The organism is Stutzerimonas kunmingensis (assembly GCF_032106285.1).
GTDB classification, from domain to species: domain Bacteria; phylum Pseudomonadota; class Gammaproteobacteria; order Pseudomonadales; family Pseudomonadaceae; genus Stutzerimonas; species Stutzerimonas kunmingensis_B.
On record NZ_DAMCPO010000009.1, the window covers coordinates 63,299 to 88,960 of the forward strand.

Sequence of the window (25,662 nt, forward strand, 5' to 3'; positions counted from 1 at the left end):
GACAGTAGACTCGCTGGCAACCTGCCGCAAGCCACACAATCAGGAGCGCCCATGGCCAGACCTCGCCTGTTACCGGACAACTTCACTCTGGCCCTGCTCGGTGCGGTGGCCATCGCCACGCTGCTGCCAGCGCGGGGGCAGGGCGTGGCGGTATTCGAGTGGATCACCAACCTGGCCATCGGCCTGCTGTTCTTCATGCACGGCGCCAAGCTCTCGGGCAGTGCGATCCTCGCCGGCATGGGCCATTGGCGCCTGCATCTCCTGGTGTTCAGCTGCACCTTCGTGCTGTTCCCGCTTCTCGGCCTGGCGCTGCGCCCGCTGCTGACGCCGATGATCGGCGCCGAGCTGTACCTGGGCATGCTCTACCTCTGTGCCTTGCCGGCCACGGTGCAGTCGGCCATCGCCTTCACCTCGTTGGCGCGCGGCAACATCCCAGCGGCGGTATGCAGCGCGGCGGCTTCCAGCCTGATCGGCATCTTCCTCACGCCGCTGCTGGTACTGCTGCTGATGGGCGCGCAGGGCGAAGGCGGCTCGACGCTGGATGCCATCGGCAAGATCGTCGTGCAGCTGCTGCTGCCGTTCATCGCCGGGCAGATCGCGCGGCGCTGGATTGGCGACTGGGTGGCGCGCAACAAGGGCTGGCTAAAGAACGTCGACCAGAGCTCTATCCTGCTGGTGGTCTACACCGCGTTCAGCCATGCGGTGGTCGAGGGCATCTGGCAGCAGGTGCCGCTGCCGCAGCTGCTGGGTCTGGTGCTGGCCTGCTGTCTGCTGCTGGCGCTGGCCCTGCTGATTACCTGGCTGGCGGCGCGCTGGCTGGACTTCGATCTGGAGGACCGCATCACCATTCTCTTCGCCGGCTCGAAGAAGAGCCTGGCCACCGGCATCCCCATGGCGCAGGTGCTGTTCGCCGGCGGTGCGCTGGGCACGCTGATCCTGCCATTGATGCTGTTTCACCAGATTCAGCTGATGGTCTGCGCGGTACTGGCGCAGCGCTATGCGTCGCGACCAGAAACAACAGCGGTCGCAAAAGCGGGCTGAATCGGAGCCAATCAGCGGCGGATTCGTGACTGCAGCGCAAAGATCATTTGCCCGTTACGGTCTGGGAGCGGTGCGCAGGGGTGGCTAAGCTGCGCGCCATTCTGTTGCTGAGGCATTCCCATGAAGAAGATTCTGCTACTCAACGGCGGCAAGGCCTTCGCCCACTCGGCCGGCCAGTACAACGCCACGCTGCATCAGGCAGCCATCGAAACCCTGACCGCGGCCGGCTTCGAGGTCCGCACCACCGAGATCGATGCCGGCTACGACGTGCAGCAGGAAGTCGAGAAGATTCTCTGGGCGGATGCGCTGATCTATCAGATGCCCGGCTGGTGGATGGGCGCACCCTGGACGGTGAAGAAATACCTGGACGAGGTGTTCACCGCCGGCCACGGCAGCCTCTACGCCAACGACGGCCGCACCCGCTCCGATGCCTCGCAGAAGTACGGTAGCGGCGGTCTGTTACAGGGCAAGCGCTACATGATTTCCGCGACCTGGAACGCGCCACAGCAGGCCTTCGACGACCCCAGCGATTTCTTCGCCGGCAAGGGCGTGGATGCCGTCTACCTGCCGTTTCACAAGGCCCACGAGTTTCTCGGCCTGCAGGGCCTGCCGACCTTCCTCTGCGTCGATGTGATGAAGCGGCCGCAGATCGAGGCGGATGTCGAGCGCTATCGGCGGCACCTGGGCGAGGTGTTCGGCTTCAGCGTCTGACCTTCGACAGGCAAAGAAAAACCCCTCGCGGTTTGGCTGGGAGGGGTTTTTCGTTTCAGCGCGAGGCGATCATTCCACGGCCTTGACCATATCCTCGACCACCTTCTTGGCGTCGCCGAAGACCATCATCGTCTTGTCCATGTAGAACAGTTCGTTGTCCAGACCGGCATAGCCGCTGGCCATGGAGCGCTTGTTGACGATGACTGTCTTGGCCTTGTACGCCTCGAGGATCGGCATGCCGGCGATGGGCGACTTTGGATCGTTCTTCGCCGCCGGGTTGACCACGTCGTTGGCGCCAAGTACCAGCACCACGTCGGCCTGGCCGAACTCGGAGTTGATGTCCTCCATCTCGAAGACCTGCTCGTAGGGCACCTCGGCTTCGGCCAGCAGCACGTTCATGTGCCCCGGCATGCGGCCGGCGACCGGGTGGATCGCGTACTTCACGGTCACGCCCATGTGCGTCAGCTTCTCGGCCAGCTCCATCAGCGCGTGCTGCGCGCGGGCCACCGCCAGGCCGTAGCCGGGAACGATGATCACGGTGTCGGCGTTGGTCAGCAGGAAGGCGGCGTCGTCGGCCGAACCGGACTTCACGTTGCGCTCCAGCTGCGCGCCCGCCGGGCCGCCGGCATCGGCGTCGGCACCGAAGCCGCCGAGGATCACGTTGAAGAACGAGCGGTTCATCGCCTTGCACATGATGTACGAGAGGATCGCGCCGGAAGAGCCCACCAGCGAGCCGGCGATGATCAGCATCGAGTTGTTCAGCGAGAAGCCGATACCGGCGGCCGCCCAGCCCGAATACGAATTGAGCATCGACACCACCACCGGCATGTCCGCGCCGCCGATGGGGATGATGATCAGCACGCCGATCACGAACGCCAGCGCCACCAGGATGGCGAAGGCGGTCAGGTTGCCGGTGAAGGTGTAGACCAGGCCCAGGCCGACGATCGCAAGGCCCACGGCCAGGTTGACCATGTGCTGGCCCTTGAATACCACCGGGGCGCCCTGGAACAGGCGGAACTTGTACTTGCCCGAGAGCTTGCCGAAGGCGATCACCGAACCGGAGAAGGTGATGGCACCGATGGCCGCGCCGAGGAACAGCTCCAGGCGGTTACCCACCGGAATCGCGTAGCCGATCTGCTCGACGATGCCCAGCGACTGCGGCTCGACCACCGCGGCGATGGCGATGAATACCGCGGCCAGGCCGATCATGCTGTGCATGAAGGCGACCAGCTCGGGCATCTTGGTCATCTCGACGCGCTTGGCCATGACGGTGCCGACGCTGCCGCCGATCAGCAGGCCGACGATCACGTAGCCGATGCCGGCGGTGGCCAGCTCGCTGCCGAGCTTGAAGATCAGGCCGACCGTGGTGAGCACGGCGAGGCCCATGCCGATCATGCCGAACAGGTTGCCGCGTCTTGAGGTGGTGGGGTGGGAAAGGCCCTTCAGTGCCTGGATAAAGCACACCGAGGCGACCAGATAGAGCAGGGTGATCAGGTTCATGCTCATGGCTTACTTGCCCTCCGCCTTGGCCGCGCTGCGGTCCTTCTTCTTGAACATTTCCAGCATGCGACGAGTGACCAGGAAGCCCCCGAACACGTTGACCGCGGCCAGCGCCACGGCGAGGGTGCCCATGGCCTTGCCCAGCGGGGTGACGGTGAGCGCGGCGGCCAGCATGGCGCCGACGATGACGATCGCCGAAATCGCGTTGGTGACTGCCATCAGCGGGGTGTGCAGGGCCGGGGTGACGTTCCAGACCACGTGGTAGCCGACGTAGATCGCCAGCACGAAGATGATCAGGTTGTAGATGCCGTCCGAAATCAGATCCATGTTCGCGTCTCCCTTAACCGTTGGTCCGCACGACCTGGCCGTCGCGGCACATCAGGCATGCGGCGACGATGTCGTCTTCGAGGTTGAGCTGGAACTGGCCGTCCTTGTCGATGACCAGCTTGAGAAAATCCAGCAGGTTGCGGGCGTACAGCGCCGAGGCGTCGGCCGCGACCAGCGTCGCCAGGTTGGCGTGTCCGACGATGGTCACACCGTGGCGCACCACCACCTGGTCGATCTCGGTCAGCGGGCAGTTGCCGCCGTGGCCGGCTGCCAGGTCGACGATCACCGAGCCGGGCTTCATCTGCTCGACGGTGGCTTCCTGCAGCAGCGTCGGCGCCTTGCGGCCCGGGATCAGCGCGGTGGTGATGACGATGTCCGACTGCAGCGCACGGTCGTGCACGGCCTGTGCCTGACGCGCCATCCATGAGGCCGGCATCGGCCGCGCATAGCCGCCGACGCCTTCGGCGCATTCGCGCTCCTCGTCGGTCTCAAGCGGCACGTCGACGAACTTGGCGCCGAGCGATTCGATCTGCTCCTTCACCGCCGGACGCACGTCCGAAGCCTCGACCACTGCACCCAGGCGCTTGGCTGTGGCGATGGCCTGCAGCCCGGCGACACCGGCACCGAGGATCAGCACGCGTGCGGCCTTCACCGTACCGGCGGCGGTCATCAGCATCGGCATGAAGCGCGGGTAGTGATGGGCACCGACCAGCACCGCCTTGTAGCCGGCGATGTTGGCCTGCGACGAGAGCACGTCCAGGCTCTGTGCACGGGACGTACGCGGCGCCGCCTCGAGGGCGAAGGCGGCGACGCCGCGGGCAGCCATGCGCGCGATGCAGTCATTGTCGAACGGGTTGAGCATGCCCAGCAGCACGCTGCCGGACTGCATCTGCGCCAGTTCGGCATCGTCCGGCGCATTGACCTTCAGCACCAGCTCGGCGGCAAAGGCCGCGGCGGCATCGCCGATGGTTGCGCCGACCGCCTCATAGGCGCTGTCCGGCACGCTGGAAAGCAACCCGGCGCCGCTTTGCAGCGTCACCCGGTGCCCTTGGCCGATCAGTTTCTTGACGGTTTCCGGGGTTGCGGCGACGCGCGTTTCCCCGGAGTGGGTTTCGAGAGGAACACCGATGTGCATTGTTGTTGTTCTCCTGCGTGATCATGACCGGTGCTGCGGCGAACCGCGCACCGACGTGCTTTTCACCCGCCCGCTGCTCTGGCGAACGGGGTATGGAACAGGTGAAGCCAGCCGGGCGATGCGCAAAAACGGATCGCCCGGCGCGGCATTCTGCAAGCCTTGAAAAAATCAAACAACTGTTTCAATCAAACGATTGTATTTGACGCGCCGGTCGCAGGATGACTGCCTGTTTTCCGTGCTTCGCTGCAGATTGCGTCCTGTTTGGCTCTGCGTACGACCAGTTCGTCCGCGCCAGGCACACGACACGGCCGCATCATGAATGACGCGCCATTGACAGGGTATTCGTCAGCGGTGCCAAGCATCTCCGACCTTGGTGTCGGGTTAAGTCGGGTATGCATGAAAAACGCGCGCACGTTGAAATGTCATTCAATCCTTGTAGTCCAACTAGGCTGGTTGGACCCGATTGGAGTGTTTCGAACGCAGTGACGTCGGGTCGCTGCGTATCGCTGGTGGAGCTGGACGATGCCCGAACTCGATGTAAACGAAGTCACCACGCTGCTCGAACAGCCGGCCCAGCGCCGCCTGCCGTTCGCCTTTGCGCGTCGGCACGGCGTGATCCTGCTGGAGCGTGGCGGCGAGCTGCACCTCGGCCTGCGCGAGGGCGCCGCGCTGACCGCAGTGCAGGAGGCGCAGCGGGTCGTTGGCATGCGGCTGCCGATGCAGTGGCTGGCCCAGGCGGATTTCGATCAGGCGCTCGGTGCCGCCTACCAGCACGACTCCTCGGCGGCGATGCTGATGGTCGAGGGGCTGGGCAACGACCTCGACCTGGCCAGCCTGGCTGATCAGATCCAGGAAACCGAGGACCTGCTGGAGCAGGAGGACGACGCGCCGATCATCCGCCTGATCAACGCGATCCTCGGCGAGGCGATTGCCGAGAACGCCTCGGATATCCATATCGAAACCTTCGAGAAGCGCCTGGTGATCCGCTTTCGCGTCGATGGCATCCTCCGTGAAGTGGTGCAGCCCAAGCGCGAGCTGGCGGCGCTGCTGGTGTCGCGGATCAAGGTCATGGCCAAGCTGGACATCGCCGAGAAGCGCATCCCGCAGGACGGGCGCATCTCGCTGCGCGTCGGCGGCCGCGAGGTCGACATCCGTGTCTCCACGCTGCCCTCGGCCAATGGCGAGCGGGTGGTGTTGCGTCTCCTGGACAAGCAGGCCGGTCGCCTGACCCTGCGCCATCTGGGCATGAACGAGCAGGATCGCGAACACCTGGAGCGGGCGGTGAAGAAACCGCACGGCATCATTCTGGTCACCGGCCCCACCGGGTCGGGCAAGACCACCACGCTCTACGCCGCGCTGACCACGTTGAATGACCGCACGCGCAACATCCTCACCGTCGAGGACCCCATCGAATACCACCTCGAAGGCATCGGCCAGACCCAGGTCAACACCAAGGTCGACATGACGTTCGCCCGCGGCCTGCGCGCCATCCTGCGCCAGGACCCGGACGTTGTGATGGTCGGTGAGATCCGCGACCAGGAAACCGCCGACATGGCGGTGCAGGCCTCGCTCACCGGCCACCTGGTGCTTTCCACGCTGCACACCAACAGCGCCATCGGCGCCGTCACACGGCTGGTGGACATGGGCGTCGAGCCGTTCCTGATCTCCTCCTCGCTGCTCGGCGTACTGGCCCAGCGCCTCGTGCGGGTGTTGTGCAATGACTGCAAGCGCGCCTACGTCGCCGATGCCGCCGAGTGCGAGCTGCTCGGGGCCAGCCTGGCCGAGGCGCCGACGCTGTATCACGCCGAAGGCTGCGAGCAGTGCCGGGCCCTCGGTTACCGCGGGCGTACCGGCATCTATGAGCTGGTGCTGTTCGACGACGCCCTGCGCACCATGGTGCACACCCGCGCCAGCGAGCAGGACATGCTGCGTCACGCTCGGGTACTGGGGCCGAGCATCCGCGACGACGGCCTGCGCAAGGTGCGCGAGGGCGTGACCACCATCGAGGAAGTGCTGCGGGTGACGCGTGAGGAGTGAGGGGATGGGGTTGTTTCCGGCTCGCCTGGAGAGGCATCTGCAGCCTGACCGACGCTGCACGGTGACGCCATTCGCGGCCAAGGCGGCTCCCATGGCTTTGCGGTGCCTGCGTGGGAGCGCTCTTGACCGCCAATCGCCCCTGTTGGAGACCGCCTGATGGCTGCCTTCGAATACCTTGCCCTCGACCCGCGTGGCCGTGAGCAGAAGGGCCTGATCGAAGCTGACAGCCCGCGTCAGGCGCGCCAGCTGCTGCGCGAGAAGCAGTGGGCACCGCTGGAGGTGAAGCAGGCCAAGTCCAAGGAAGACGTCAGCCGCGGCGGTTTCAGCTTCGGTCGTGGCCTGTCAGCGCGCGATCTGGCATTGGTCACCCGGCAGCTGGCGACGCTGGTGCAGGCTGCGCTGCCGATCGAGGAAGCCTTGCGCGCGGCAGCGGCGCAGTCCACCTCGGCGAAGATCAAATCGATGCTGCTGGCCGTGCGTGCGCGGGTGATGGAAGGCCACAGCCTGGCTGCGGCCTTGCGCGAATATCCGTCGGCGTTTCCCGAGCTCTATCGCGCCACCGTGGCGGCGGGGGAGCATGCCGGCCATCTCGGGCTGGTGCTCGATCAGCTCGCCGACTACACGGATCAGCGTCAGCAGTCGCGGCAGAAGATCCAGCTGGCGCTGCTCTATCCGGTGATCCTGATGGTCGCCTCGCTGGCCATCGTCGTGCTCCTGCTCGGCTACGTGGTGCCGGACGTGGTCAAGGTATTCGTCAACACCGGTCAGGAACTGCCGGCGCTGACCCGCGGGCTGATCGCCACCAGCGACGTGGTGAAGAACTGGGGCTGGCTGATCGTGCTCGGAATTATCGCCGCCTTGATGGCCATGCGTGCGGCCTTGCGCGACCCGGCGCTGCGCCTGCGCTGGCATGCGTTCATTCTGCGGATACCGCTGATCGGTCGGCTGAGCCGGGCGACCAATACCGCGCGCTTCGCCTCGACCCTGGCGATCCTCACCAAGAGCGGCGTGCCGCTGGTGGAAGCGCTGTCCATCGCCGCCGCGGTGATCGCCAATCTGCGCATCCGCGAGCGGGTGGTGGAGGCGGCGCAGAAGGTGCGCGAAGGCAGCAGCCTGACCCGCGCGCTGGATGCCACCGGCGAATTCCCGCCGATGATGCTGCACATGATCGCCAGCGGCGAGAAATCCGGTGAACTGGATCAGATGCTGGCGCGAACCGCGCGTAATCAGGAGAACGACCTCGCCGCTCAGGTGTCTCTGCTGGTCGGCCTGTTCGAACCGTTCATGCTGGTGTTCATGGGGGCTGTGGTGCTGGTCATCGTGCTGGCGATCCTGATGCCGATCCTCTCTCTCAACCAACTGGTGGGGTAACGACAATGAAGTTGCAACGACGCACGCAAGGGGGCTTCACCCTCATCGAAATCATGGTGGTGGTGGTCATCCTCGGCATCCTCGCCGCGCTGGTGGTGCCGCAGGTGATGAGCCGCCCGGATCAGGCCAAGGTCACCGTGGCCAAGGGCGACATCAAGGCCGTCGCCGCCGCGCTGGACATGTACAAGCTGGACAACTTCGCCTACCCGAGCACCCAGCAGGGGCTGGAGGCGCTGGTGAATAAGCCTTCCGGCAACCCGCAGCCGAAGAACTGGAACCGCGACGGTTACCTCAAGCGCCTGCCCAAGGACCCGTGGGGCAACGACTACCAGTACCTCTCGCCAGGTACCCAGGGCCAGTTCGACCTCTACTCCTTCGGCGCCGACGGCAAGCCCGGCGGCAGCGACCTCAACGCCGACATCGGTAACTGGGACCTCTAATCGATGCGGCAGCGCGCCCGCGCCTTCACGCTGATCGAACTGCTGGTGGTGATCGTCCTGTTGGGCATTCTGGTCAGCGTGGCGGTGCTCAGCGTCGGCGGTTCGAGCACCTCGCGCGAGCTGCGTGACGAGGCGCGACGACTGGCTGCGCTGATCGGCGTGCTCAGCGACGAGGCGGTACTCGACAGTCGCGAATACGGCCTGCTGGTCAACAGCGAGGGTTACCGGGTGCTGCGCTACGACGAGGCGGCCACGCGCTGGCTGGAAGTCGAGCGACGCAAGGTGCACAAGGTGCCGAAGTGGATGCGCCTGGATCTGGAACTGGACGGCACGCCGCTGGAACTGGTGGCCCCAACCCAGCGCGAGGACGACCGCGCCGGGCTGCCGCGCGAAGGCGAGCGAACCGAACGTCGTGCGCCGCGGCTGGAGCCGCAGTTGCTGATCCTGTCCAGCGGCGAGCTGTCGCCGTTCAGCCTGCGCCTGTCCGAACGCAAGCCGCGCGGCGGTGGCTGGCTGGTCACCAGCGACGGCTTTCGTCTGCCTGAGGCAAAAGTCATCGAGGACAGGCGATGAGCGGGCGCTCGGCCAGGGCCGGCCGCGGTTTCACCCTGCTGGAAGTGCTGGTGGCACTGGCGATCTTCGCCAGCGTGTCGGCCGTGGTGCTCACCGCGGCCGGGCGCAGCCTGAGCAACGCCGGGCGGCTGGAGGAACTGACCCTGGCCGGCTGGATCGCCGACAACCGCATCAGCGAACTGCAGTTGCAGCAGACCCCGCCTGCCATCGGCCGCGAAACCCAGGCGCTGGAATACGGCGGCCGCCAGTGGCAGACCCTCAGCGAAATCGAGGCCAGCGCCGATCCGGGCCTGCTGCGGGTGACCGTCTGGGTTGCGCTGCAGACATCGCGTGGCCGCAGCGATCCGGTACCCGAGCGCGCGGTCACCAGCCTCACCGGATTCATCGGTGTCGGCCCGGGAGCCGCGCGCCAATGAACGCTCATGCGCGCACCAGCGCCGGGTTCACCCTGCTCGAGCTGTTGATTGCCATCGCCCTGTTCGCGCTGCTTGGCCTCGGCACCTATCGCATGCTCGAAGCGGTGCTGCAAAGCGATGAGGCGGTGCGTGCCCAGGAGCTGCAGCTGCGCGAGCTGGGCCGCGCGGTGTGGGCCTTCGAACGTGACCTGCAGCAGGTGATCGGGCGGCCGATCCGCGATGAGTTCGGCGACGAGCGCAATGCCTTCATCGGGCAGCTCGATGGCGAAGATGGCGCGCCGGTGCTGGAGCTGACCCGTGCCGGCTGGCGCAATCCCACCGGGCTGCGTCGCGCCAATCTGCAGCGGGTGCGCTGGCGCCTGGCTGGCGACAACCTCGAGCGCGTCTACTGGGTGGTGCTGGACCGTGACCTCGACAGCGAGCCGCGCGTGCAGCGGGTACTGGAAGACGTGCAGGGCCTGCAGTTGCGCTACCTGGACGAAGAGGCGGTGTGGCACGAGGAGTGGCCGCCGTTCGATTTCGGCCGCGGCAGCCCGGAGAATGCCGCCGAGCGCCTACCGATCGCCCTGGAATTGAATATCGAGCACGCCCGCTACGGCCGTATCACCCGTCTGCTGCGCCTGCCCGACGCCGTCGAGCAGACGACGCAGCAGGCATTGCCCGGCGCCGAAGGCGTGCCCGAGCCGTTCGAAGGGGAGCTGCCGCAATGAGGTGCCAGCGCGGCGTTGCCCTGATTACCGTGCTGCTGGTGGTGGCCATCGTCACCGTGGTCAGCGCGGCGATGGTCGCGCGCCAGCAGCTCAGCATTCGTGCCAGCAGCAACCAGCTGCAGGCACGCCAGGCCTGGCACTACGCGCTGGGCGGCGAAGCGCTGGCCCAGGCCATGCTCGCTCGCGATCTGCGGGCTGGCGCGACGGGCGAGACAGGCGCCAATGGTGAGGCCGCGGCCGTCGATCATCTGCTCGAGCCCTGGGCGCAGCCGCTGCCGGCATTCGAGATCGATCAGGGCGAGATCCTCGTGCGTATCGAGGATCTCGCCGGACGCTTCAACCTCAACGACCTGCTGCGCGACCAGCAGCCCAACCCCGCCGCGGTTGAGCAGTTCCGCCGGCTGCTGCTGCGCCTGCAGATCAGCGCGCCCTATGCCGAGCGCCTGCTCGACTGGATCGATCCCGACCAGCAGCCGAGCGGCGAGCTGGGTGCCGAAGACAACGCCTATCTCGGCCTCGATACGCCCTATCGCAGCGCCGGTCGCCGGCTCCACGACCTGTCCGAGCTGCGCCTGCTGCTGGACATGCGCGAAGAGGATTTTCAGCGCCTGGCGCCCTATGTCGTAGTGTTGCCGCCCAACGTGCCGCTGAACGTCAACACGGCGAGCGCGATGGTGCTTTCCAGCCTGAGCGACAACATCAGCCTTGGCGCGGCCGAGTCGCTGGTCGAGCTGCGCCGCGCCGCGCCGTTTCGCAACAGCGCGGCGTTCCTCGCGCAGCCGGCGCTGGCCGGGACTACGCTGCAGGGCACTGCGCTGGCGGTTGGCAGTCAATTCTTCCAGGCCACCAGTGAAGTGCGCCTGGGCGACCGCCGGCTGGCGCTGGTCAGCCTGTTGCAACGTGAGCAGGACGGCAGCGTCCGCGTGCTCGCGCGAAATCTCGGTCAGCCGGCCCGGCAGACCCTCCCATCCGACGGAGAACGTTAGACCATGGATTGCCTGTTTCTGCCCGCCGACTGCCCGGCCCGGCTCGATGCCGAGACCCGCGTCTACTGGCTGCCAAAGGACGAACCCGGCCGCTGGCAGCCACTGGGCGAATGCGCCGCAGGCAATGGCGCGATCAGCCTGATCCTGCCGGCGGAAGTCTGCAGCTTTTTCGCCGTCACCCTGCCGACGCGCAAGGCGCGCTGGATGCAGCAGGCGCTGGCCTACGCCGCCGAGGAACTGCTGGCGGAAAACGTCGACGATCTGCATCTGGCCCTCGGCGAAGCACTGCCGGACGGCCGCCTGCGGGTCGTAGCGATCCGCCGCCAGCTTCTGGATGACTGGCTTGGCCAGTTGCGCGAGCTGGGCCTGCTGATCGTGGCGATTCATGTCGACGCCGATCTGCTGCCGCGGGACGGCACGCAGCTGTTGTTCATCGGTGAGCGTGGCCTGCTCGGCGGCGTCGGCGAAACGCGCTTGGCATTCGCCACCGAGGATTGGCCGCAGCTGTCCGGCCTCTGCCCGGCGCCCTGGCATGCGCAGGGCAGCGAAAGCGAGCCGCCGCTGGCGCTCGACGACTACCGGCAGGTGGACGATCCCTATGCGCTTCTCGGTTCGCAGCGCGCGGCAGCGATCAACCTTGCCCAGGGTGACTTCGCCGTGGAGGTTGGCAATACCGGCCTCGGTTACTGGAAACCGCTATTCGCCGTGGCCGGCCTGATCCTGCTGGTGCAGCTGGGCTTCAACCTGAGTCAGGCCTGGTATTTCCAGCGCCAGGGCGATGCCTACGCCGAGGCCAGTCTGGCGCTGTATCGCGAGCTGTTTCCCGAAGACATCCGCATCGTCAACATGCGCGCGCAGTTCGATGATCATCTGGTCCGCGGCAGCGGTGGCCAGACGGGCTTTCTGCGCCTGCTCGACCACGCCGCCGCGGCACTGGAGGACGGCATTCCGGTGACCATCGGCCAGCTCGACTACAACCAGGATCGCGGCGATCTGGCGCTGCAGGTGCAGGCCATGGACTTTCCCACGCTGGAAACATTGCGCCAACGCCTGGGTGACACCGGTCAGAGCGTGCAGCTGGGCTCGGCCAGTCGAGAAGGCGATGGCGTCAGCGCGCGCGTGGTGATCGGAGGCTGATGATGAATCTCAAGCAACAACTGGCCGTGCGCCTCGCCGATTCGCCGCTGTGGCAGCGCTGGCAGCGCCTGGCGCCCCGTGAGCGCACCTCGCTGAGCCTGCTCGGCGCCTTTCTGCTCGCCGTGCTGTTCTATCTCTGGCTGTGGCTGCCGGCGCAACGCCAGGCCGCCGACGCTCGCGAGTATTACCAGGCGCAGCGCGAACTGCATGCCTACATGGAGCAGAACACCGATCTGGCGCGCCAGATGGAGCGCAGCAACCAGGTCGAGCTGGCGCCGGAGCAGCTGCAGGGGGTGATCACCGAAAGCGCGCAGCAGGGCAACCTGCGAATCGAGAGCTTCGACAATGGCAGCGACGGCAGCGTGCAGGTGAGCCTGCCGGGGGCATCGTACGCATTGCTGTTGCGCTGGTTCGACACCCTGCAGGGGCAGGGCGTGAGCATTGCTGACGTCAGCCTGGAGCGCGCCGGTGAAGGGCTGGTGAATGCGCGGGTGAGCTTTCGCGCGGGGAGTTGATGGCGCCCTGATCCATCGCCGGGCCTGCGCGAGGCACAGACCCGGCGGCGCGAGCTGTCAGTGTGGTGAGTTGAACTGCATCGCCAGGGCGCGCAAGGCGGCTTCAGCGGCGAGTACCTTGGCAATCGCGTCGTTGGCCTTCTCGCGGGTGATACCCAGGCGATCGAACAGCTGCTGCGGCACCTCGGCATCCGGCCCGCTGCCGATGCCGCGGTTGCGCAGCATGCGTACCGCCAGGCAGACCAGGTTCGGATAGGCCGCATCTTCGCCGTCATAGCCGGGGTCGTTCTGGAAACGCAAGGCGGCCGCCAATTCCTCGGGCATGCCCCACAGACGCATCAGCCAGGCACCGATCTGCTCGCGGGTGATACCCAGCAGATGCTGCTCGACGTGACTGTGCGACAGGTGCGGGTTGGCTTCCAGGTGCCGGCAGATCAGCGAAAAATGCGGTGGAAAGACGTGCGCCAGTACCAGATAGCCGAAGTTGTGCAGCAGTCCGGCGAGGTAGCTCAGGCCGGGTTCCGGGCGCTGTTCGCGGGGGATCGCACGGGTCAGCCCCTCGATGACCGCGGCTGTGTAGATCGCCTGTTGCCAGTAGGGCGTGGCGTCCTGTGGCTTGTCGTCCGGCAGGCTGATGGTCTTGCCCAGCGCTAGACCAAGGGCCAGGTTGATCACCAGGTCGAAGCCGAGCACGCGGACGATGGCGTCTTCCACCGAGCGGATGCGCCCGGGAGCGGCGTAGTAGGGTGAGGCCGCCCAGCTGATCACCTGCGCCGCCAATGCCGGGTCGGTTTCCACCACGCCGGTGATGTCGTCGACCGTGGCGTCGGGGTTGACCCGCAGCTTGATGATTTTCTGCGCCGTATGCGGCAGCGGCGGAATCTCGATGGTTTCTTCCAGACGCTTCTGGATGCGTCGCGCGGTGAAACTCTGCACCGCCTGACTGATCTCGGCGCGGTCGTCGTCCGGGCGGTCCAGGTTCGGCCGGATGCTGCTCAGCGGTACGGCGAAGCTACCGGCCGTGGCCTTGCTCAGCAGACGCTTGAAGTCGCCACTGCTGACCTCCACCAGCAGGCCAGGCTGGCCGGATTCAACCAGTAGCCGTGGCTGCTGCATCAGGCACTCTTCGTACAGGCAGGGCGAGCTGGTCAGTGGCGGCAGGCCGGGCAGGCGGCTCAACTCGTGCTTGGCGAGCATGCGCGCCAGCCGCTCCGGCTTGACCGCGGCCAGCTCGCGGCCGGTGAGTTCGGCCAGGCGTGCAAGGTCGAGCAGATGATCCTGCGGGAAGAGCACCAGCATCGCGCCGATGCTGTCGTCCAGCAGCACCGCCTGCACCCGCTGCGCAGCGGGAATGTTGGGGCGATCGCGCTGGATCTGGTAGCTCACACCGAGGTCTTTCAACAGCTTGGTGATCAGGAGGGGCAGTTCGGAGCAGCTTTCGGTGTCGACAGCAGAATTCATGAGCGGACCCGTTGTAGTGACCTGCCGGAGTATAGCGAAGCCGTCAGCCACGGATGATGTGGCGACGGATGGTTGTCATACCTGGCCGTATTCCTGGCCATGACGCAGCCAACGCTCGAGCAGCGGGCTGACGTGCTGCGGCCAGCGCGCCAGCAATTCCTGGGCGGCATCGCGCACCGCCGGGAGCAGCTCGGCATCGCGCATCAGATCGGCGACCTTGAACTGCAAGAGGCCGGTCTGGCGGGTGCCGAGCATCTCGCCGGGGCCGCGCAGTTCCAGGTCTTTCTCGGCGATCAGGAAGCCGTCACAGGTCTCGCGCATGATCGCCAGCCGCTCGCGGCCGAGCTGCGACAGCGGCGGATGGTACAGCAGCACGCAATGACTTGCCGCACTGCCACGGCCGACCCGCCCGCGCAGCTGGTGCAGCTGGGCCAGGCCCAGGCGCTCCGGGTTTTCGATGATCATCAGGCTGGCGTTAGGCACGTCGACGCCCACTTCGATGACGGTGGTGGCGACCAGCAGTTGCAGCTCGCCACGCTTGAACTGCTCCATCACCGCGGCCTTCTCGGCCGGTTTCATGCGCCCGTGGATCAGCCCGACGCGCAGCCCGACCAGCGCCGCCGAGAGGTCTTCGAAGGTGGTTTCCGCGGCTTGGCAGGTCAGCTCTTCGGATTCCTCGATCAGGGTGCACACCCAGTACGCCTGGCGCCCCTCGTTGCAGGCGATGCGCACCCGCTCGATCACCTCCAGGCGCCGACTATCTGCGATTACCAGGGTGTTCACCGGCGTACGCCCTGGCGGCAGTTCGTCGAGGATCGAGGTATCGAGATCGGCGTAGGCACTCATCGCCAGGGTGCGAGGGATTGGCGTGGCGGTCATGATCAGCTGGTGCGGGCAGAGTCGACCGTCGATGCCTTTCTGGCGCAGGGCCAGGCGCTGCTGCACGCCGAAGCGGTGCTGCTCGTCGATGATCACCAGCGCCAGGCGCTTGAACACCACCTCGTCCTGAAACAGCGCGTGGGTGCCGACCACCATCGGGCAGCCACCGGCGATCTGTTCCAGCGATGCGGCGCGGGCCTTGCCCTTGAGCTTGCCGGCGAGCCAGGCGACCTCGATGCCGAGCGGTTCGAGCCACTTGCTGAAGTTGAGAAAATGCTGCTCGGCGAGGATTTCTGTCGGCGCCATCAGCGCCACCTGGTAGCCGGCTTCCAGCGCCTGCAAGGCAGCGAGGGCGGCGACCACCGTCTTGCCAGCGCCAACATCACCCTGCACCAGGCGCAGCATGGGCTCGTCCTGCGCCAGGTCATAGGCGATCTCGGCACCGACGCGCTGCTGCGCGCCGGTTGGAGCGAAGCCGAGGTTGGCGAGAAAGCGCTGTGGCAAGCTTTTCGCTGCTGGCAGCGCCGGTGCCTGCTGGGCGCGAACCCGCTCGCGCAGGCGCTGCAGCGACAGCTGATGGGTCAGCAGTTCCTCGAAGGCCAGGCGGTGCTGGGCCCAGTGGCGGCCTTCGGCGAGTTCTTCCAGATTGGCGTCGGCGGGTGGCCGGTGCAGGTAGCGCAACGCCTGATCCAGCGGGCCGAGCCGATAATCACGGGCCAGCTCGGCGGGCAGCCAGTCCGGCAGGCTGTGCGGGCCGAGCCGCGCCAGCGCCTGCTCGCTGAGGTTGCGCAGGCGCTGCTGGGTCAGGCCTTCGGTGGTCGGGTAGATCGGCGTCAGGGTCTGTTCCACCGGTGCCGGCTCGCCGGTCAGTGCGCGGTATTCCGGGTGATAGATCTCCAGCCCCGAGGCACCGGGACGCGCCTCGCCGTAGCAGCGCAGCTGGGTGCCGCGCTTCATGGCTTCCTTCTGCGCCTGGCTGAAATGGTAGAAGCGCAGGCTCAGGGTGCCACTGCCGTCCTGCAGGCGCACCAGCAGGCTGCGGCGGCGACCCATGACGATATCGGCGCCGGACACCACGCCTTCGATCACCGCGTCCTGCCCCGGGCGCAGGGCTCCGATGGGCACCACGCGGGTGCGGTCCTGGTAACGCAGCGGCAGGTGGAAGAGCACGTCCTGCAGGGTTTCCAGGCCGACCCTGGCGAGCTTCTCGGCCAGTGCGGCGCCGACGCCCTTGAGTGCGGTGACCGGAACGGTCGCCAGTTCGCTCATGGCCTCAGGCTTTCGCCGATGGCGGCTTGCCTACCGAACACAGGCGGATCGAGTCAGCGAGGATCTCGATGGCCTTGGGCCGCGGAAAGCTGGCGCGCCAGGCAATCGCCACGGTGCGGAACGGCACTGGCGGCGTCAGGGGGCGGGTCTCCAGCACACCGGGGGAGTAGTGGTGGCTCTCCACCGCCGACAGCGGCAGGATCGACACGCCCAGGCCCGAGGCGACCATGTGGCGGATGGTTTCCAGCGAGCTGGATTCCACCGTGGTGTGGCTCGGCGCCTCGCCCTTGCGGGTGGTCGGACAGGCTTCGAGCACCTGATCGCGGAAGCAGTGGCCTTCACCGAGCAGCAGCAGGCTCTTGTCGTTGAGCATCTCGGCGTCGATGGTTTCCTTTGCCGTCCACGGATGGTCGGCCGGCATCAGTACGTAGAACGGCTCGTCGTAGAGCGGCTTGGTCAGCACGTCGGCTTCCTGGAACGGCAGCGCAACGATGATCGCGTCCAGCTCGCCGGTGCGCAGCTTGTCGCGCAGGATGTGGGTGAAGTTCTCTTCGATGTACAGCGGCATGTCCGGCGCCACACGATGCAGCTGCGGAATCAGGTGCGGGAACATGTAAGGGCCGACGGTGTAGATGGCGCCGACCTTCAGCGGTGCGGCCAGCTGATTCTTGCCGACCTGGGCCAGCTCGCGAATGCTCTGTGCCTGCTCCAGCACCTTCTGCGCCTGGGTGACGATGCCTTCGCCGACCGGCGTGAGGCGCACTGCGCTCTTGGTCCGCTCGAAGATCAGCACACCGAGCTCGTCCTCGAGCTTCTTCACACCGACCGAAAGGGTCGGCTGACTGACGTGGCAGCGTTCAGCGGCGCGGCCGAAGTGCTGTTCCTGGGCAAGGGTCACGATGTAGCGCAATTCGGTCAGAGTCATAGTCAGCATCCATCAATGTGCCGGCAAGCATAGCCTTTTGCGCAGCGCAGAACCAACCGGTCGGCCAGGCTTCGAAAGTCGGTACACTCGGGTTTCGTGCGGCCCGCGCGGCGGGTTACAACTGAGGGAGCAGAACATGGGCAAGCGCCTAAGCGTATTGATCGCAGGCTGTGGCGACCTTGGCAGTCGTCTCGGTCTGCAACTGAGTCGGGACGGCTGGACGGTGTATGGCCTGCGGCGCAACGCCGCCCAGCTGGCAGTGCCGATCCTGCCGGTCAACGGCGACCTTTCCGAACCGACCTGTCCGCGCTGCTGGCCCAACGGCTCGCTGGACTATCTGGTCTATGCCGCATCCGCCACCGAACATGACGAAGCCGGCTATCGCCAGGCCTATGTCGAAGGCCTGCGCAATGTGCTCGGTTGGTTACAGCAGCGCGGCCAGCGCCCTCGGCGGCTGCTGTTCGTTTCCAGCACCGGTGTATATGCCCAGCGCGACGGCGAGTGGATCGACGAGGACTCGGCCACCGAGCCCGGCGGCTTCACCGGTCGGGTGATGCTCGAGGCCGAACAGCTGGCGCTCGACTGCGGCCTGCCGGTAACGCGGGTGCGTCTGGGTGGGCTGTACGACCCGAAGCGCCCCTGGCTGCAGAATCAGGTACGCGCCGGTTTGCGTGTCGAGCGCGATCCGCCGCAGTACAGCAACCGCATCCATCGCGACGACGCCGCCGGGCTGTTGGCGTTTCTGCTGCAGAGCGACGCCAGTGGTGCTGCCCTGGAAGATTGCTATCTCGGCGTCGACGATGACCCGGCGGCGCTGCACGAGGTGGTCGACTGGCTGCGCGAGCGTCTGGGCGTCACTCACTGGGCCGAGCAGAGCATGACCCGCCGCGCCGGCAGCAAGCGCTGCAGCAATGCCCGCGCCCGTGCGCTGGGCTGGAAACCCAGGTACCCCAGCTATCGCGACGGTTACGCTTCGCTGGATCGCAATCGGCATTAGTGCAGCCCGTCGGTAATCGGGCAACTCTGGTGCGGCGCTGCTTACTAAAACCCTGACAGCACGCCGCACCGGCTACAGAGGAGCTACGAGGCAGCAAAGGAGAATCACCGAGACGGCGTTTCCGAAACCCGACAGGAGATTGTCCATGAGAGCCCTCCGCTGGCACGGCAAGCACGACATCCGCTGCGACGACCACGTCCCCGATCCCTCCATCGAAGACCCTCGCGACGCCATCATCAAGGTGTCGTCCTGCGCCATCTGCGGCTCCGACCTGCACCTGTACGACGGCTTCATGCCCGGCATGCAGCACGGCGACATCATGGGCCACGAGTTCATGGGCGAGGTGATGGAGGTCGGCTCGGCGAACAAGAAGCTCAAGGTTGGCGACCGCGTGGTGGTGCCCTTCACCATTGTCTGCGGCGAGTGCGACCAGTGCCGGCGCGGCAATTTCTCGGTGTGCGAGCGAACCAACCGCAACAAGGACGTAGCTGACAAAGTCTTCGGCCACACCACCGCCGGCCTCTATGGCTACACCCACCTCACCGGCGGTTATGCCGGTGGTCAGGCTGAATACGTCCGCGTGCCCTACGCCGATGTCGGTCCCGTGGTGATCCCCAATGGTCTGACTGACGAGCAGGTATTGTTCCTCGGCGACATCCTGCCCACCGGCTGGCAGGCCGCGGCGCAATGCGACATCCAGCCCACCGACACCGTGGCAGTCTGGGGGGCCGGGCCGGTCGGCCAGTTCGCCGTCCGCAGCGCGGTGATGATGGGCGCCGAGCAGGTCATCTGTATCGACAACGTGCCCGAGCGCCTGTCCATGGCCCGCGCCGGCGGCGCCATCACCATCAACTTCGATGAGGAAAGCGTGCTCGAACGCCTCAAGGAGCTGACCCGCGGCAAAGGCCCGGAGAAGTGCATCGACTCGGTGGGCATGGAGGCGCACGCGGCGCGTTCGATCGATTCGATGTACGACCGCGCCAAGCAGGCGCTGATGCTCGAGAGCGACCGCCCGCACGTGCTGCGCGAGATGATCTACGTCTGCCGCCCGGCCGGCATCATTTCGATTCCTGGCGTCTACGGCGGGCTGATCGACAAGATCCCGTTCGGCGCGGCGATGAACAAGGGCCTGACCTTCCGCATGGGCCAGACCCACGTCAATCGCTGGACCGACGACCTGCTGCGGCGCATTCAGGAAGGCGAGATCGATCCGAGCTTCGTCATTACCCACAGCGTCAGCCTCGAGCAGGGTCCGGAGATGTACAAGACCTTCCGCGACAAGCATGACGGCTGCATCAAGGTCGTTCTGAAACCCTGAAGCCTGCAGATCGCCGATCCCTAAAGTAGGGATCAGCCGAGCCACGTTATCGAGCGAGGAGTCTTCATGAGCATTCCACGTCAAGTCACCCGGCCCAACCATTCCGCGCGCACGCTGGCGCGGGGGCTGGGCTGGTTCAGTATCGGTCTGGGCGTCGTCCAGTTGGTGGCGCCGCGGCAGGTCGCTCGCTTTATCGGCATGTCCGGCAGCGAAGGGGTGGTCCGTGCCTGCGGGCTGCGCGAGATCGCCACGGGTGTCGGCATCCTGCTGGCGGATGATCCGAAACCCTGGATCTACGGCCGTATCGGCGGCGATGCGCTGGATCTGGCCGGTCTCGGCTGGAGCATCGAGCACGGCAGCGAGCCGGCCAATGCCGCCATCGCCGCCGGCGCGGTGGCCGGTATCACCGCGCTGGACCTGAGCTGCGCCAAGGGTCTGGATGCCGAGCAGGTGCCGGTGGTCGAATGGGACTACAGCGACCGCAGCGGTTTCCCCGGCGGCACTGCGCAAATGCGTGGCAGCGTCGAGACCGAGTTCGCCGCCGCGCGGGCCGAGCCCAACGGCTATTCGCCGGCGCTTCATTGAGCTGAAACCCAGGGTCGGCTGGGTAGTGCCTGGTCGACTCTGAGCGCGACGATCCGCCGCATTTGCTATGGTGGCCGGCCGTTTCGGTCGTGGCCCTGCGCCGCGCCGCCAGCTTGCAGATGAGAGTCCATGTCTTCGGTCGTCAATGTCGTCCTGCCCGTCTTTGCGCTGATCCTGCTCGGTTACCTGTGCCGCCGTAGCGGGCGGATGGGGCCAACCGGCGCTTCCGAACTCAATCGGTTCGTGGTCTGGCTGGGCCTGCCGGCGCTGCTGTTCAGCGTGGTTGCCACCTCGACCTGGGATCAGCTCTGGCAACCCGGCTTTATCGCCGCCTTTGCCATCGGCTGCCTCGGCGTGTTCGCCTTCACTCTTGCGTATCGCATGTTGCAGAAGCAGCCGCTGGTCGACGCCAGCCTGGACGCGCTGGGTGCGTCCTACGCCAACACCGGCTATGTCGGGATTCCGCTGTGCATGCTGGTGCTGGGCGACGAGGCGCTGCAGCCGGCGATGGTCGCCTCGATCGTGGTGGTCTGTGTGCTGTTCGCCATCGCCCTGGCCTGCGTCGAGACCGGCCTGCATGCCGGGCAGGGCGTGTTGCGCACGCTGGGCAAAGTCAGTAGTGCGCTGGTACGCAATCCACTGGTGATCGCGCCGCTGCTCGGTGCGCTGTGGGCGGCGACTAGCCTGCAATTGCCGGTGCCGCTGGCGACATTGCTCAAGCTGCTGGGGGCGGCCGCAGCGCCTTGTGCGCTGGTTTCGCTGGGGCTGTTCCTCGCCCAGCCACAGCCGGGAGCCAGGGTGCAGGGCGTGTGGCCGCTGGTGGGGCTGAAGCTGGTGGTGCAGCCGCTGATTACCTGGTATCTGGCTTTTCAGGTATTCGAGCTGCCGACGCTGTGGGCCTATTCGGCGCTGCTGCTCAGCGCGTTACCCACCGGGACCGGGCCGTACATGCTCGCGGAATTTTATGGACGCGAGGGCTCGCGGGTGTCGCGGGTGGTGCTGCTGTCGACGCTGGGCTCGTTGATCAGCCTGTCGCTGATTCTGGTGTTGTTGCCGGTCTGATATGCGCGCTCACTTGCGCGTGGATAAGCCTGCGGCGTTATCCACCCTACGCCTGGCCAGTCGTAGGGTGGATAACCGCGAAGCGTTTTCCACACGGGAACGTTCAGCTCGTCGCCCGCGTCACTTCCAGCACCACGGCAGCGATGCGATCGCACTGGGTATAGGCCCCGCCAAGCAGCTCCTCGCCAAACACGTCCGGGTCGATCTCACGGTAGCCCCACTGCAGGTCGGTACGCTCCAGGCGCTGGCGCACCTCGTCCAGGAAGGGGTCCTGGTTGTCGATCATGGCGACCCCGGTATACAGCAGTAGCGTGCCGCCCGGCGCCAGGCGGCCGAGCGCAGCATCCAGAATCGCCAGCGACAGCCCGGCACCGAGCGGCCCGCCGCCGTGGCGATAGGCGCGCTGGTCGGTATCGACCAGATAAGGAGGATTGGCCAGCACCAGATCGAACTCGCCCTGCGCGTTGCTCAGCAGGTCGCTGCGTTCGGCGCGCAGGTTGCTCGCCCCAGCCAGCGCTGCGTTGATACGCGTCAAGCGCAGCGCTTCCGGATTGATATCCACCGCCAGCACTTCGGCTTGCGGTCGCGCCAGGGCAGTGAGAATGGCGCCGGCGCCCGAGCCACAGCCGATGTCCACCACGCGGCGGATCTCGCCGGCATGCTGGTTGAGATGGCAGCAGATGGCGCTGGCGAAACGGTAGGTGTCCGGGCCGAAGAACACCGCGTCGGTGGCTTCGGTGGGAAAGGCCGAATGCAGGAACAGCTGCCCGTCGAGGCTGGACAGGCGCACCTTGGAGCGCCAGCGCGAGCCGTAGGGTTCCAGCACGTCAGCCTGATCCATCAGGCTGAACAGCGGTGGTGGCAGCAGTTCGTGCTGAAACGGGCGGCTCCAGCCGAAAACCCCGGGCAGGTCATCGGCGAGCGCATTTTCCGGACGCTGATTGACTCGTTCATGGGTCAGCGGTGTGGGCGTGATGAAGTGATAGCCGCGATCCCGCAGGGCCTGGCCCAGGTGCAGCAGCGCGCGGTCCTGCGCATTGTCCATGATCATCGTCGCGTTCCTTGGTGTGCCTTCAGTTGAACAGTCCGTTGAACAGCCGCGTGGCCAGCAGGCCGGCGGCGGTGTGGTGTCGTTGCGGAGCGAGCAGCGGCAGCAGCAGGCGCATGCACGCGGCGCGATCGGGCAGGCGCGCCACCTGCTGCTCGAGCAGCTGCAGTTCCTCGTCGAAATCGTTGCCGCTGACGCTTTCCGCCGGTTGCGGTGCGCTCGGCTCCTGTGGCGCGCGGCGCGCGTTGAACAGCGCCTGCCGCTGCAGCAAAGCACCGCGCGGGCTGCGCTTGCTGTCGGCCTGCCAGTCGCCAGCGATCCAGTCATGGATCATCTGCTGTTCATAGGCGCTGAAGACGCCGAACATCGGCGCCTGTTCGCCGGCGATCAGCTGCCAGAAGCGGCTTTCCTGCGGGTCATGGCCGCGCTTGATCCAGCCGCGCTTGTCCAGCACTGCGAGAAACTGTTCGACGTCTTCGGCCAGCCACTGATTGACCGTGCGGCCTTCGAAACGGCAGTAGTCGGAGTGCACGAACTGGCCGACCGCCGCCTTCTTCTCGAGGATGCGCTGCACCTCCCGGGACAGATCGAAGTCGCCGATCACCGAGACGGTGCTGGCGCCGAGGTCGTTGAGCCGGTAGCCGTTGCGCACCCGTCGATAGAACTCCGCGCTGTCGCCGACCTGCGGCAAGGCATCCAGCACGCCCTGCACGGCTTTCTTGGCGTGGCCGTTGTCGGCGTTGTCGACGGTGACATGCAGGGTGAAGTAGTAGGGGTCGATGCCCAGCTCGGTCAGCTCGTAGGAGGTGATCAGCAGGTGCAGCGGTAACTGTTCGTAGCCCAGGTTGAAGCCGATCACTTCCGGCAGGAACTGCTCGGCATGCTCGGCCAGTGCCAGCTGGATGGCGCCCTGGACGAAGTGCTCGTCGTCCAGCTCCTGCCAGTCATCGCAGCCCTGGCTGGCCAGCAGCTTGCGGTAGAGCACCACATGGTTCTTCTCCGGCAGGCCTTCGCCGAGCTCTTCCAGATAGGTCTGGATCAGTGCGGTGAAGCGCGCATCGTCCCAGCGCTGCAGCAGGCCATAGAGCCAGGCGCCATCGACCAGCTTGGTCGGCGCCACCCCGCGGAGGAAATGCAGTGCATGGGCCTTGCTGGTGAAATAGCGGCGCGGACCGCCGGCACGGCGCTGGTCCAGGTAAGCCTGATACTGGCGTCCGACCACTTCGGTGCGCCGCATGACCCAGGCTTCCAGGCTGGCCGGGTCCTCCGGCAGGTCGGACGGCAGCGCAGCCGCGGCCTCGAGCTGCGCACGCAGGTACTCCGCAGCGCTGTCGCGCGATTGCGCGTCGACCTCGCGGGCAAGGGCGAAGTACAGCGCCCGTGAGGGCTGATCCTGCGCTGGGTGAAGGGCAGGAGTGATCGGCAGGCTGCGAGAAGTCAGTTGCATGATTCTGTTCTATGGCAGTTCTAGTCCAGTTTTGGCTGCCGGGCCTGTGGTTTAGTTCAGCTGCACCGCTGAGCGGCCATCGGTCCAGAAAAGCGCCTTTACGTTGCAACTTCCGCCACCACGTCTCCTCCCAATCGATAGAGCCACCCGGACGGGCCGGGCATGGCTACAGATACGCGAGGAGCAGCTGATGAGTCAGAACGACCAGGGTCGCGAGAGCATCGAGTCAATCGACCAGAGCGGCGATGCCCACGAGCAGAATCCGGAAACCACGTCCACCCAGGGCGAGGTCGCCGGTGGTGACGAAGCCGACGTACCCGGCGGCGCCTACAATGTGCCGCCGGGCCTGGCCGAGGAGGTGAGCGAAGAGGACGCCTCGCGCGAGTCGCAACGCAAGCCTTGATTGTGAGCGCCGATGTCAGGCTCAGCCGGCACGCGGTCCGGCTGGCCTGCTGCTAATACCGCTGCTCGGCGTCAGGGTTTGGCAAGGAACTTGATATCCGACGGGCGCTCGACCGGCAGGGTCTGCAGCGTCTCGCCGAGCTTTCCGCTGTCTGGGTCGCGCCCGATCACCACCACGTCATCGCTCAGCTGATTGGCGATCAGCAGGAAACGGCCGTCTGGGGCGATGGCGAACTCTCGTGGTTCGCGGCCTTCAGTGGGGCGGCGCTGGATTTCCCGCAGGGCGCCGTCGCTGTCGATGGCGAAGACGATGATGTGGTTGTAGTCGCCGCGGTCGCTGACATAGAGGAAACGGCCATCGGCCGAGGTGTGGATCGCCCCCGGTGAATGACGCACCTCGCTAGCGGCATCTTTCAGGTCCAGCAGTTGCCGACGGATCAGGGTGCCGTTCGTGTAGTCGAAGCTCGCCACCTGGGCGCTCAGCTCGAGGGCGAGATAGGCGTGCTTGCCATTGGGGTGGAAGACCAGATGGCGCGGGCCGCTGCCCGCTGGCAGCTCGATGCTGGCGGGTTCGTCGGGTTGCAGGGGACGTTCGGCATTGCGCGGGTCGTAGCGGTAGACGAATACATGATCGGCGCCCAGGTCGCTGACCAGCAGGCGCTTGTCGTCCGGGCTCGGTACGGCGGAGTGCACATGCGCCGCCTGCTGCCTCTCGGGGTGCACGCCGCTCGACTGATGCGCGAGAAGCTGCGTGACCGGCAGTGGCCGGCCATCCTCGGCCAGCGGCATCACCGCCAGGCTGCCGCCCGGGTTCGGTCGCGCCCCGTAATTGCTGATGAACAGGTAGCGCCCGTCATGGCTGAGGCTGGCATGGGTCGGTTCGTCGCCCAGGCTGATGTTCTGCCCGATCAGCTGGTGCTCGCCGCTGCTGTCGAGTTGCCAGGCGCTGACACGACCGACCGGGTCGGCGTGCGTTGGGCTGTTCTCGTTGGTGGCATAGAGGCGCCCGCGCTGCTCGTCCAGCACCAGCCAGGAGGGATTGTGGCTGGCGAGGGTCTGCAGCGGTTGCGGGTCGATCCAACCTTTCGCCGGATCGAAGCGCAGGCGCAGAACGCCCGGGCTGTGGCTGTCGTGCGTGTAGCTGCCGATCAGGATGTGCATGTCGTCGGTCTCGGCTCGCGCGCCGGCAGACAGGGTCGCGCCGATCAGCAGAGCGAGAGCGAGGCGAAGCAGTACGGGGCGTTTGCGCGCGGTCATTGATGTCATGCCACTATGACCACCGTGGGCGCCCAACGCTCCCTAAGACGTTGTTCGAACAATACCCGACTGTCAGGGTCTGATATGCACCTGGGCGGACGCCAGCCACCCGC

General features: G+C 66.2%; 25 protein-coding genes. 16 read left to right on the top strand and 9 right to left on the bottom strand.

The window, feature by feature from the left end; translation table 11 throughout:
* Positions 1 to 51: 51 nt before the first annotated feature.
* Positions 52 to 1,041: a bile acid:sodium symporter family protein gene (locus tag RT582_RS09325; RefSeq protein WP_125860840.1), complete on the top strand. Its 990-nt coding sequence runs from the start codon at positions 52 to 54 to the stop codon at positions 1,039 to 1,041.
* 120 nt (positions 1,042 to 1,161) lie between these two features.
* Positions 1,162 to 1,752, top strand: a complete 591-nt coding sequence (locus RT582_RS09330) for an NAD(P)H-dependent oxidoreductase (RefSeq protein ID WP_003301920.1) — start codon at positions 1,162 to 1,164, stop codon at positions 1,750 to 1,752.
* Positions 1,753 to 1,821: 69 nt separating this feature from the next.
* Here RT582_RS09330 and RT582_RS09335 read toward each other — a convergent pair whose 3' ends face one another.
* The 3 genes from RT582_RS09335 to RT582_RS09345 are packed head-to-tail and all read right to left on the bottom strand — an operon-like array spanning position 1,822 to position 4,714.
* The gene (locus tag RT582_RS09335; protein WP_003301919.1) at positions 1,822 to 3,258 is read right to left on the bottom strand and encodes an NAD(P)(+) transhydrogenase (Re/Si-specific) subunit beta; all 1,437 of its coding nucleotides are present in this window, start codon (positions 3,256 to 3,258) and stop codon (positions 1,822 to 1,824) included.
* A 3-nt stretch (positions 3,259 to 3,261) separates the two neighbouring features.
* Positions 3,262 to 3,579, bottom strand: coding sequence for an NAD(P) transhydrogenase subunit alpha (locus tag RT582_RS09340; protein WP_003284152.1), 318 nt, complete (start codon positions 3,577 to 3,579; stop codon positions 3,262 to 3,264).
* 13 nt (positions 3,580 to 3,592) lie between these two features.
* Positions 3,593 to 4,714: a Re/Si-specific NAD(P)(+) transhydrogenase subunit alpha gene (locus RT582_RS09345; protein WP_313477221.1), complete on the bottom strand. Its 1,122-nt coding sequence runs from the start codon at positions 4,712 to 4,714 to the stop codon at positions 3,593 to 3,595.
* 522 nt (positions 4,715 to 5,236) lie between these two features.
* Here RT582_RS09345 and gspE point away from each other — a divergent pair.
* The 9 genes from gspE (at position 5,237) to RT582_RS09390 (ending at position 12,899) form a co-directional block, all read left to right on the top strand.
* Positions 5,237 to 6,751, top strand: a complete 1,515-nt coding sequence (gspE, locus tag RT582_RS09350) for a type II secretion system ATPase GspE (RefSeq protein ID WP_313477222.1) — start codon at positions 5,237 to 5,239, stop codon at positions 6,749 to 6,751.
* Between the two features lie 156 nt (positions 6,752 to 6,907).
* Positions 6,908 to 8,122 carry a GspF family T2SS innner membrane protein variant XcpS gene (gene xcpS, locus RT582_RS09355; protein ID WP_313477223.1) on the top strand — a complete coding sequence of 405 codons (1,215 nt, stop codon included), beginning with the start codon at positions 6,908 to 6,910 and terminating at the stop codon, positions 8,120 to 8,122.
* A gap of 5 nt (positions 8,123 to 8,127) precedes the next feature.
* Positions 8,128 to 8,562 carry a type II secretion system major pseudopilin GspG gene (gene gspG / locus RT582_RS09360; protein ID WP_101276930.1) on the top strand — a complete coding sequence of 145 codons (435 nt, stop codon included), beginning with the start codon at positions 8,128 to 8,130 and terminating at the stop codon, positions 8,560 to 8,562.
* 3 nt (positions 8,563 to 8,565) lie between these two features.
* Positions 8,566 to 9,135 carry a type II secretion system minor pseudopilin GspH gene (gspH, locus tag RT582_RS09365; protein ID WP_313477224.1) on the top strand — a complete coding sequence of 190 codons (570 nt, stop codon included), beginning with the start codon at positions 8,566 to 8,568 and terminating at the stop codon, positions 9,133 to 9,135.
* A complete protein-coding gene (gene gspI / locus RT582_RS09370) occupies positions 9,132 to 9,551 on the top strand; it encodes a type II secretion system minor pseudopilin GspI (protein WP_102833377.1) in 420 nt (139 codons plus the stop codon). The genes gspH and gspI overlap by 4 nt, the downstream gene beginning before the upstream one ends.
* On the top strand, positions 9,548 to 10,261 hold the full coding sequence (gene gspJ, locus RT582_RS09375) for a type II secretion system minor pseudopilin GspJ (protein ID WP_313477225.1): 714 nt from the start codon (positions 9,548 to 9,550) through the stop codon (positions 10,259 to 10,261). The genes gspI and gspJ overlap by 4 nt, the downstream gene beginning before the upstream one ends.
* Positions 10,258 to 11,247 carry a type II secretion system minor pseudopilin GspK gene (gspK, locus tag RT582_RS09380; protein WP_313474432.1) on the top strand — a complete coding sequence of 330 codons (990 nt, stop codon included), beginning with the start codon at positions 10,258 to 10,260 and terminating at the stop codon, positions 11,245 to 11,247. Before gspJ ends, gspK begins: the two co-directional genes overlap by 4 nt.
* Positions 11,248 to 11,250: 3 nt before the next feature.
* Positions 11,251 to 12,384, top strand: coding sequence for a type II secretion system protein GspL (gspL, locus tag RT582_RS09385; RefSeq protein ID WP_313477226.1), 1,134 nt, complete (start codon positions 11,251 to 11,253; stop codon positions 12,382 to 12,384).
* The gene (locus RT582_RS09390; RefSeq protein WP_046618123.1) at positions 12,384 to 12,899 is read left to right on the top strand and encodes a type II secretion system protein M; all 516 of its coding nucleotides are present in this window, start codon (positions 12,384 to 12,386) and stop codon (positions 12,897 to 12,899) included. Before gspL ends, RT582_RS09390 begins: the two co-directional genes overlap by 1 nt.
* Before the next feature lie 57 nt (positions 12,900 to 12,956).
* Here the strand turns inward: RT582_RS09390 and RT582_RS09395 are convergent, their stop codons facing one another.
* The 3 genes from RT582_RS09395 to RT582_RS09405 all read right to left on the bottom strand — a co-directional run bounded on the left by RT582_RS09395 (position 12,957) and on the right by RT582_RS09405 (position 17,433).
* Entirely contained in the window at positions 12,957 to 14,360 is a 1,404-nt protein-coding gene (locus RT582_RS09395) for an aminoacyl-tRNA deacylase and HDOD domain-containing protein (RefSeq protein ID WP_041015428.1), read from the bottom strand.
* Between the two features lie 75 nt (positions 14,361 to 14,435).
* Complete coding sequence (gene recG / locus RT582_RS09400; protein WP_125878229.1) at positions 14,436 to 16,508, bottom strand: ATP-dependent DNA helicase RecG; 2,073 nt, start codon at positions 16,506 to 16,508, stop codon at positions 14,436 to 14,438.
* A gap of 4 nt (positions 16,509 to 16,512) precedes the next feature.
* A complete protein-coding gene (locus tag RT582_RS09405; RefSeq protein ID WP_014822082.1) occupies positions 16,513 to 17,433 on the bottom strand; it encodes a hydrogen peroxide-inducible genes activator in 921 nt (306 codons plus the stop codon).
* Between the two features lie 136 nt (positions 17,434 to 17,569).
* Between RT582_RS09405 and RT582_RS09410 the strand changes: the two genes are divergently transcribed.
* The 4 genes from RT582_RS09410 (at position 17,570) to RT582_RS09425 (ending at position 21,395) form a co-directional block, all read left to right on the top strand.
* Positions 17,570 to 18,430 (top strand): SDR family oxidoreductase, encoded by an 861-nt coding sequence (locus RT582_RS09410; RefSeq protein ID WP_125878228.1) that lies wholly within the window; start codon positions 17,570 to 17,572, stop codon positions 18,428 to 18,430.
* A 145-nt stretch (positions 18,431 to 18,575) separates the two neighbouring features.
* Complete coding sequence (locus RT582_RS09415; protein WP_313477227.1) at positions 18,576 to 19,748, top strand: zinc-dependent alcohol dehydrogenase; 1,173 nt, start codon at positions 18,576 to 18,578, stop codon at positions 19,746 to 19,748.
* A gap of 66 nt (positions 19,749 to 19,814) precedes the next feature.
* Positions 19,815 to 20,333, top strand: a complete 519-nt coding sequence (locus RT582_RS09420; RefSeq protein WP_278401670.1) for a transcriptional regulator — start codon at positions 19,815 to 19,817, stop codon at positions 20,331 to 20,333.
* A 129-nt stretch (positions 20,334 to 20,462) separates the two neighbouring features.
* On the top strand, positions 20,463 to 21,395 hold the full coding sequence (locus RT582_RS09425) for an AEC family transporter (protein ID WP_313477228.1): 933 nt from the start codon (positions 20,463 to 20,465) through the stop codon (positions 21,393 to 21,395).
* Between the two features lie 103 nt (positions 21,396 to 21,498).
* Here the strand turns inward: RT582_RS09425 and RT582_RS09430 are convergent, their stop codons facing one another.
* Positions 21,499 to 22,446: a class I SAM-dependent methyltransferase gene (locus RT582_RS09430; RefSeq protein ID WP_313477229.1), complete on the bottom strand. Its 948-nt coding sequence runs from the start codon at positions 22,444 to 22,446 to the stop codon at positions 21,499 to 21,501.
* A 22-nt stretch (positions 22,447 to 22,468) separates the two neighbouring features.
* Positions 22,469 to 23,890, bottom strand: a complete 1,422-nt coding sequence (locus RT582_RS09435) for an iron-containing redox enzyme family protein (RefSeq protein WP_313477230.1) — start codon at positions 23,888 to 23,890, stop codon at positions 22,469 to 22,471.
* Positions 23,891 to 24,080: 190 nt separating this feature from the next.
* On the opposite strand from RT582_RS09435, the gene RT582_RS09440 reads away from it, so the two are divergent.
* Complete coding sequence (locus RT582_RS09440; RefSeq protein ID WP_014822075.1) at positions 24,081 to 24,293, top strand: hypothetical protein; 213 nt, start codon at positions 24,081 to 24,083, stop codon at positions 24,291 to 24,293.
* 71 nt (positions 24,294 to 24,364) lie between these two features.
* Here RT582_RS09440 and RT582_RS09445 read toward each other — a convergent pair whose 3' ends face one another.
* A complete protein-coding gene (locus tag RT582_RS09445; protein ID WP_313477264.1) occupies positions 24,365 to 25,549 on the bottom strand; it encodes a lactonase family protein in 1,185 nt (394 codons plus the stop codon).
* Positions 25,550 to 25,662 lie beyond the last annotated feature (113 nt).

What these genes read in the sequence shown, in the direction of transcription:
- RT582_RS09420 (WP_278401670.1), top strand. Translation starts at nt 19,815, where the DNA reads ATGAGCATTCCACGTCAAGTCACCCGGCCCAACCATTCCGCGCGCACG.
- RT582_RS09435 (WP_313477230.1), bottom strand. Translation starts at nt 23,890, where the DNA reads ATGCAACTGACTTCTCGCAGCCTGCCGATCACTCCTGCCCTTCACCCA.
- gspH (WP_313477224.1), top strand. Translation starts at nt 8,566, where the DNA reads ATGCGGCAGCGCGCCCGCGCCTTCACGCTGATCGAACTGCTGGTGGTG.
- RT582_RS09425 (WP_313477228.1), top strand. Translation starts at nt 20,463, where the DNA reads ATGTCTTCGGTCGTCAATGTCGTCCTGCCCGTCTTTGCGCTGATCCTG.
- gspG (WP_101276930.1), top strand. Translation starts at nt 8,128, where the DNA reads ATGAAGTTGCAACGACGCACGCAAGGGGGCTTCACCCTCATCGAAATC.
- RT582_RS09410 (WP_125878228.1), top strand. Translation starts at nt 17,570, where the DNA reads ATGGGCAAGCGCCTAAGCGTATTGATCGCAGGCTGTGGCGACCTTGGC.
- gspK (WP_313474432.1), top strand. Translation starts at nt 10,258, where the DNA reads ATGAGGTGCCAGCGCGGCGTTGCCCTGATTACCGTGCTGCTGGTGGTG.
- RT582_RS09340 (WP_003284152.1), bottom strand. Translation starts at nt 3,579, where the DNA reads ATGGATCTGATTTCGGACGGCATCTACAACCTGATCATCTTCGTGCTG.
- gspI (WP_102833377.1), top strand. Translation starts at nt 9,132, where the DNA reads ATGAGCGGGCGCTCGGCCAGGGCCGGCCGCGGTTTCACCCTGCTGGAA.
- RT582_RS09440 (WP_014822075.1), top strand. Translation starts at nt 24,081, where the DNA reads ATGAGTCAGAACGACCAGGGTCGCGAGAGCATCGAGTCAATCGACCAG.
- gspE (WP_313477222.1), top strand. Translation starts at nt 5,237, where the DNA reads ATGCCCGAACTCGATGTAAACGAAGTCACCACGCTGCTCGAACAGCCG.
- RT582_RS09415 (WP_313477227.1), top strand. Translation starts at nt 18,576, where the DNA reads ATGAGAGCCCTCCGCTGGCACGGCAAGCACGACATCCGCTGCGACGAC.
- xcpS (WP_313477223.1), top strand. Translation starts at nt 6,908, where the DNA reads ATGGCTGCCTTCGAATACCTTGCCCTCGACCCGCGTGGCCGTGAGCAG.
- RT582_RS09390 (WP_046618123.1), top strand. Translation starts at nt 12,384, where the DNA reads ATGATGAATCTCAAGCAACAACTGGCCGTGCGCCTCGCCGATTCGCCG.
- RT582_RS09330 (WP_003301920.1), top strand. Translation starts at nt 1,162, where the DNA reads ATGAAGAAGATTCTGCTACTCAACGGCGGCAAGGCCTTCGCCCACTCG.
- gspL (WP_313477226.1), top strand. Translation starts at nt 11,251, where the DNA reads ATGGATTGCCTGTTTCTGCCCGCCGACTGCCCGGCCCGGCTCGATGCC.
- RT582_RS09430 (WP_313477229.1), bottom strand. Translation starts at nt 22,446, where the DNA reads ATGATCATGGACAATGCGCAGGACCGCGCGCTGCTGCACCTGGGCCAG.
- RT582_RS09325 (WP_125860840.1), top strand. Translation starts at nt 52, where the DNA reads ATGGCCAGACCTCGCCTGTTACCGGACAACTTCACTCTGGCCCTGCTC.
- gspJ (WP_313477225.1), top strand. Translation starts at nt 9,548, where the DNA reads ATGAACGCTCATGCGCGCACCAGCGCCGGGTTCACCCTGCTCGAGCTG.
- RT582_RS09445 (WP_313477264.1), bottom strand. Translation starts at nt 25,549, where the DNA reads ATGACCGCGCGCAAACGCCCCGTACTGCTTCGCCTCGCTCTCGCTCTG.
- RT582_RS09405 (WP_014822082.1), bottom strand. Translation starts at nt 17,433, where the DNA reads ATGACTCTGACCGAATTGCGCTACATCGTGACCCTTGCCCAGGAACAG.
- recG (WP_125878229.1), bottom strand. Translation starts at nt 16,508, where the DNA reads ATGAGCGAACTGGCGACCGTTCCGGTCACCGCACTCAAGGGCGTCGGC.
- RT582_RS09395 (WP_041015428.1), bottom strand. Translation starts at nt 14,360, where the DNA reads ATGAATTCTGCTGTCGACACCGAAAGCTGCTCCGAACTGCCCCTCCTG.
- RT582_RS09345 (WP_313477221.1), bottom strand. Translation starts at nt 4,714, where the DNA reads ATGCACATCGGTGTTCCTCTCGAAACCCACTCCGGGGAAACGCGCGTC.
- RT582_RS09335 (WP_003301919.1), bottom strand. Translation starts at nt 3,258, where the DNA reads ATGAGCATGAACCTGATCACCCTGCTCTATCTGGTCGCCTCGGTGTGC.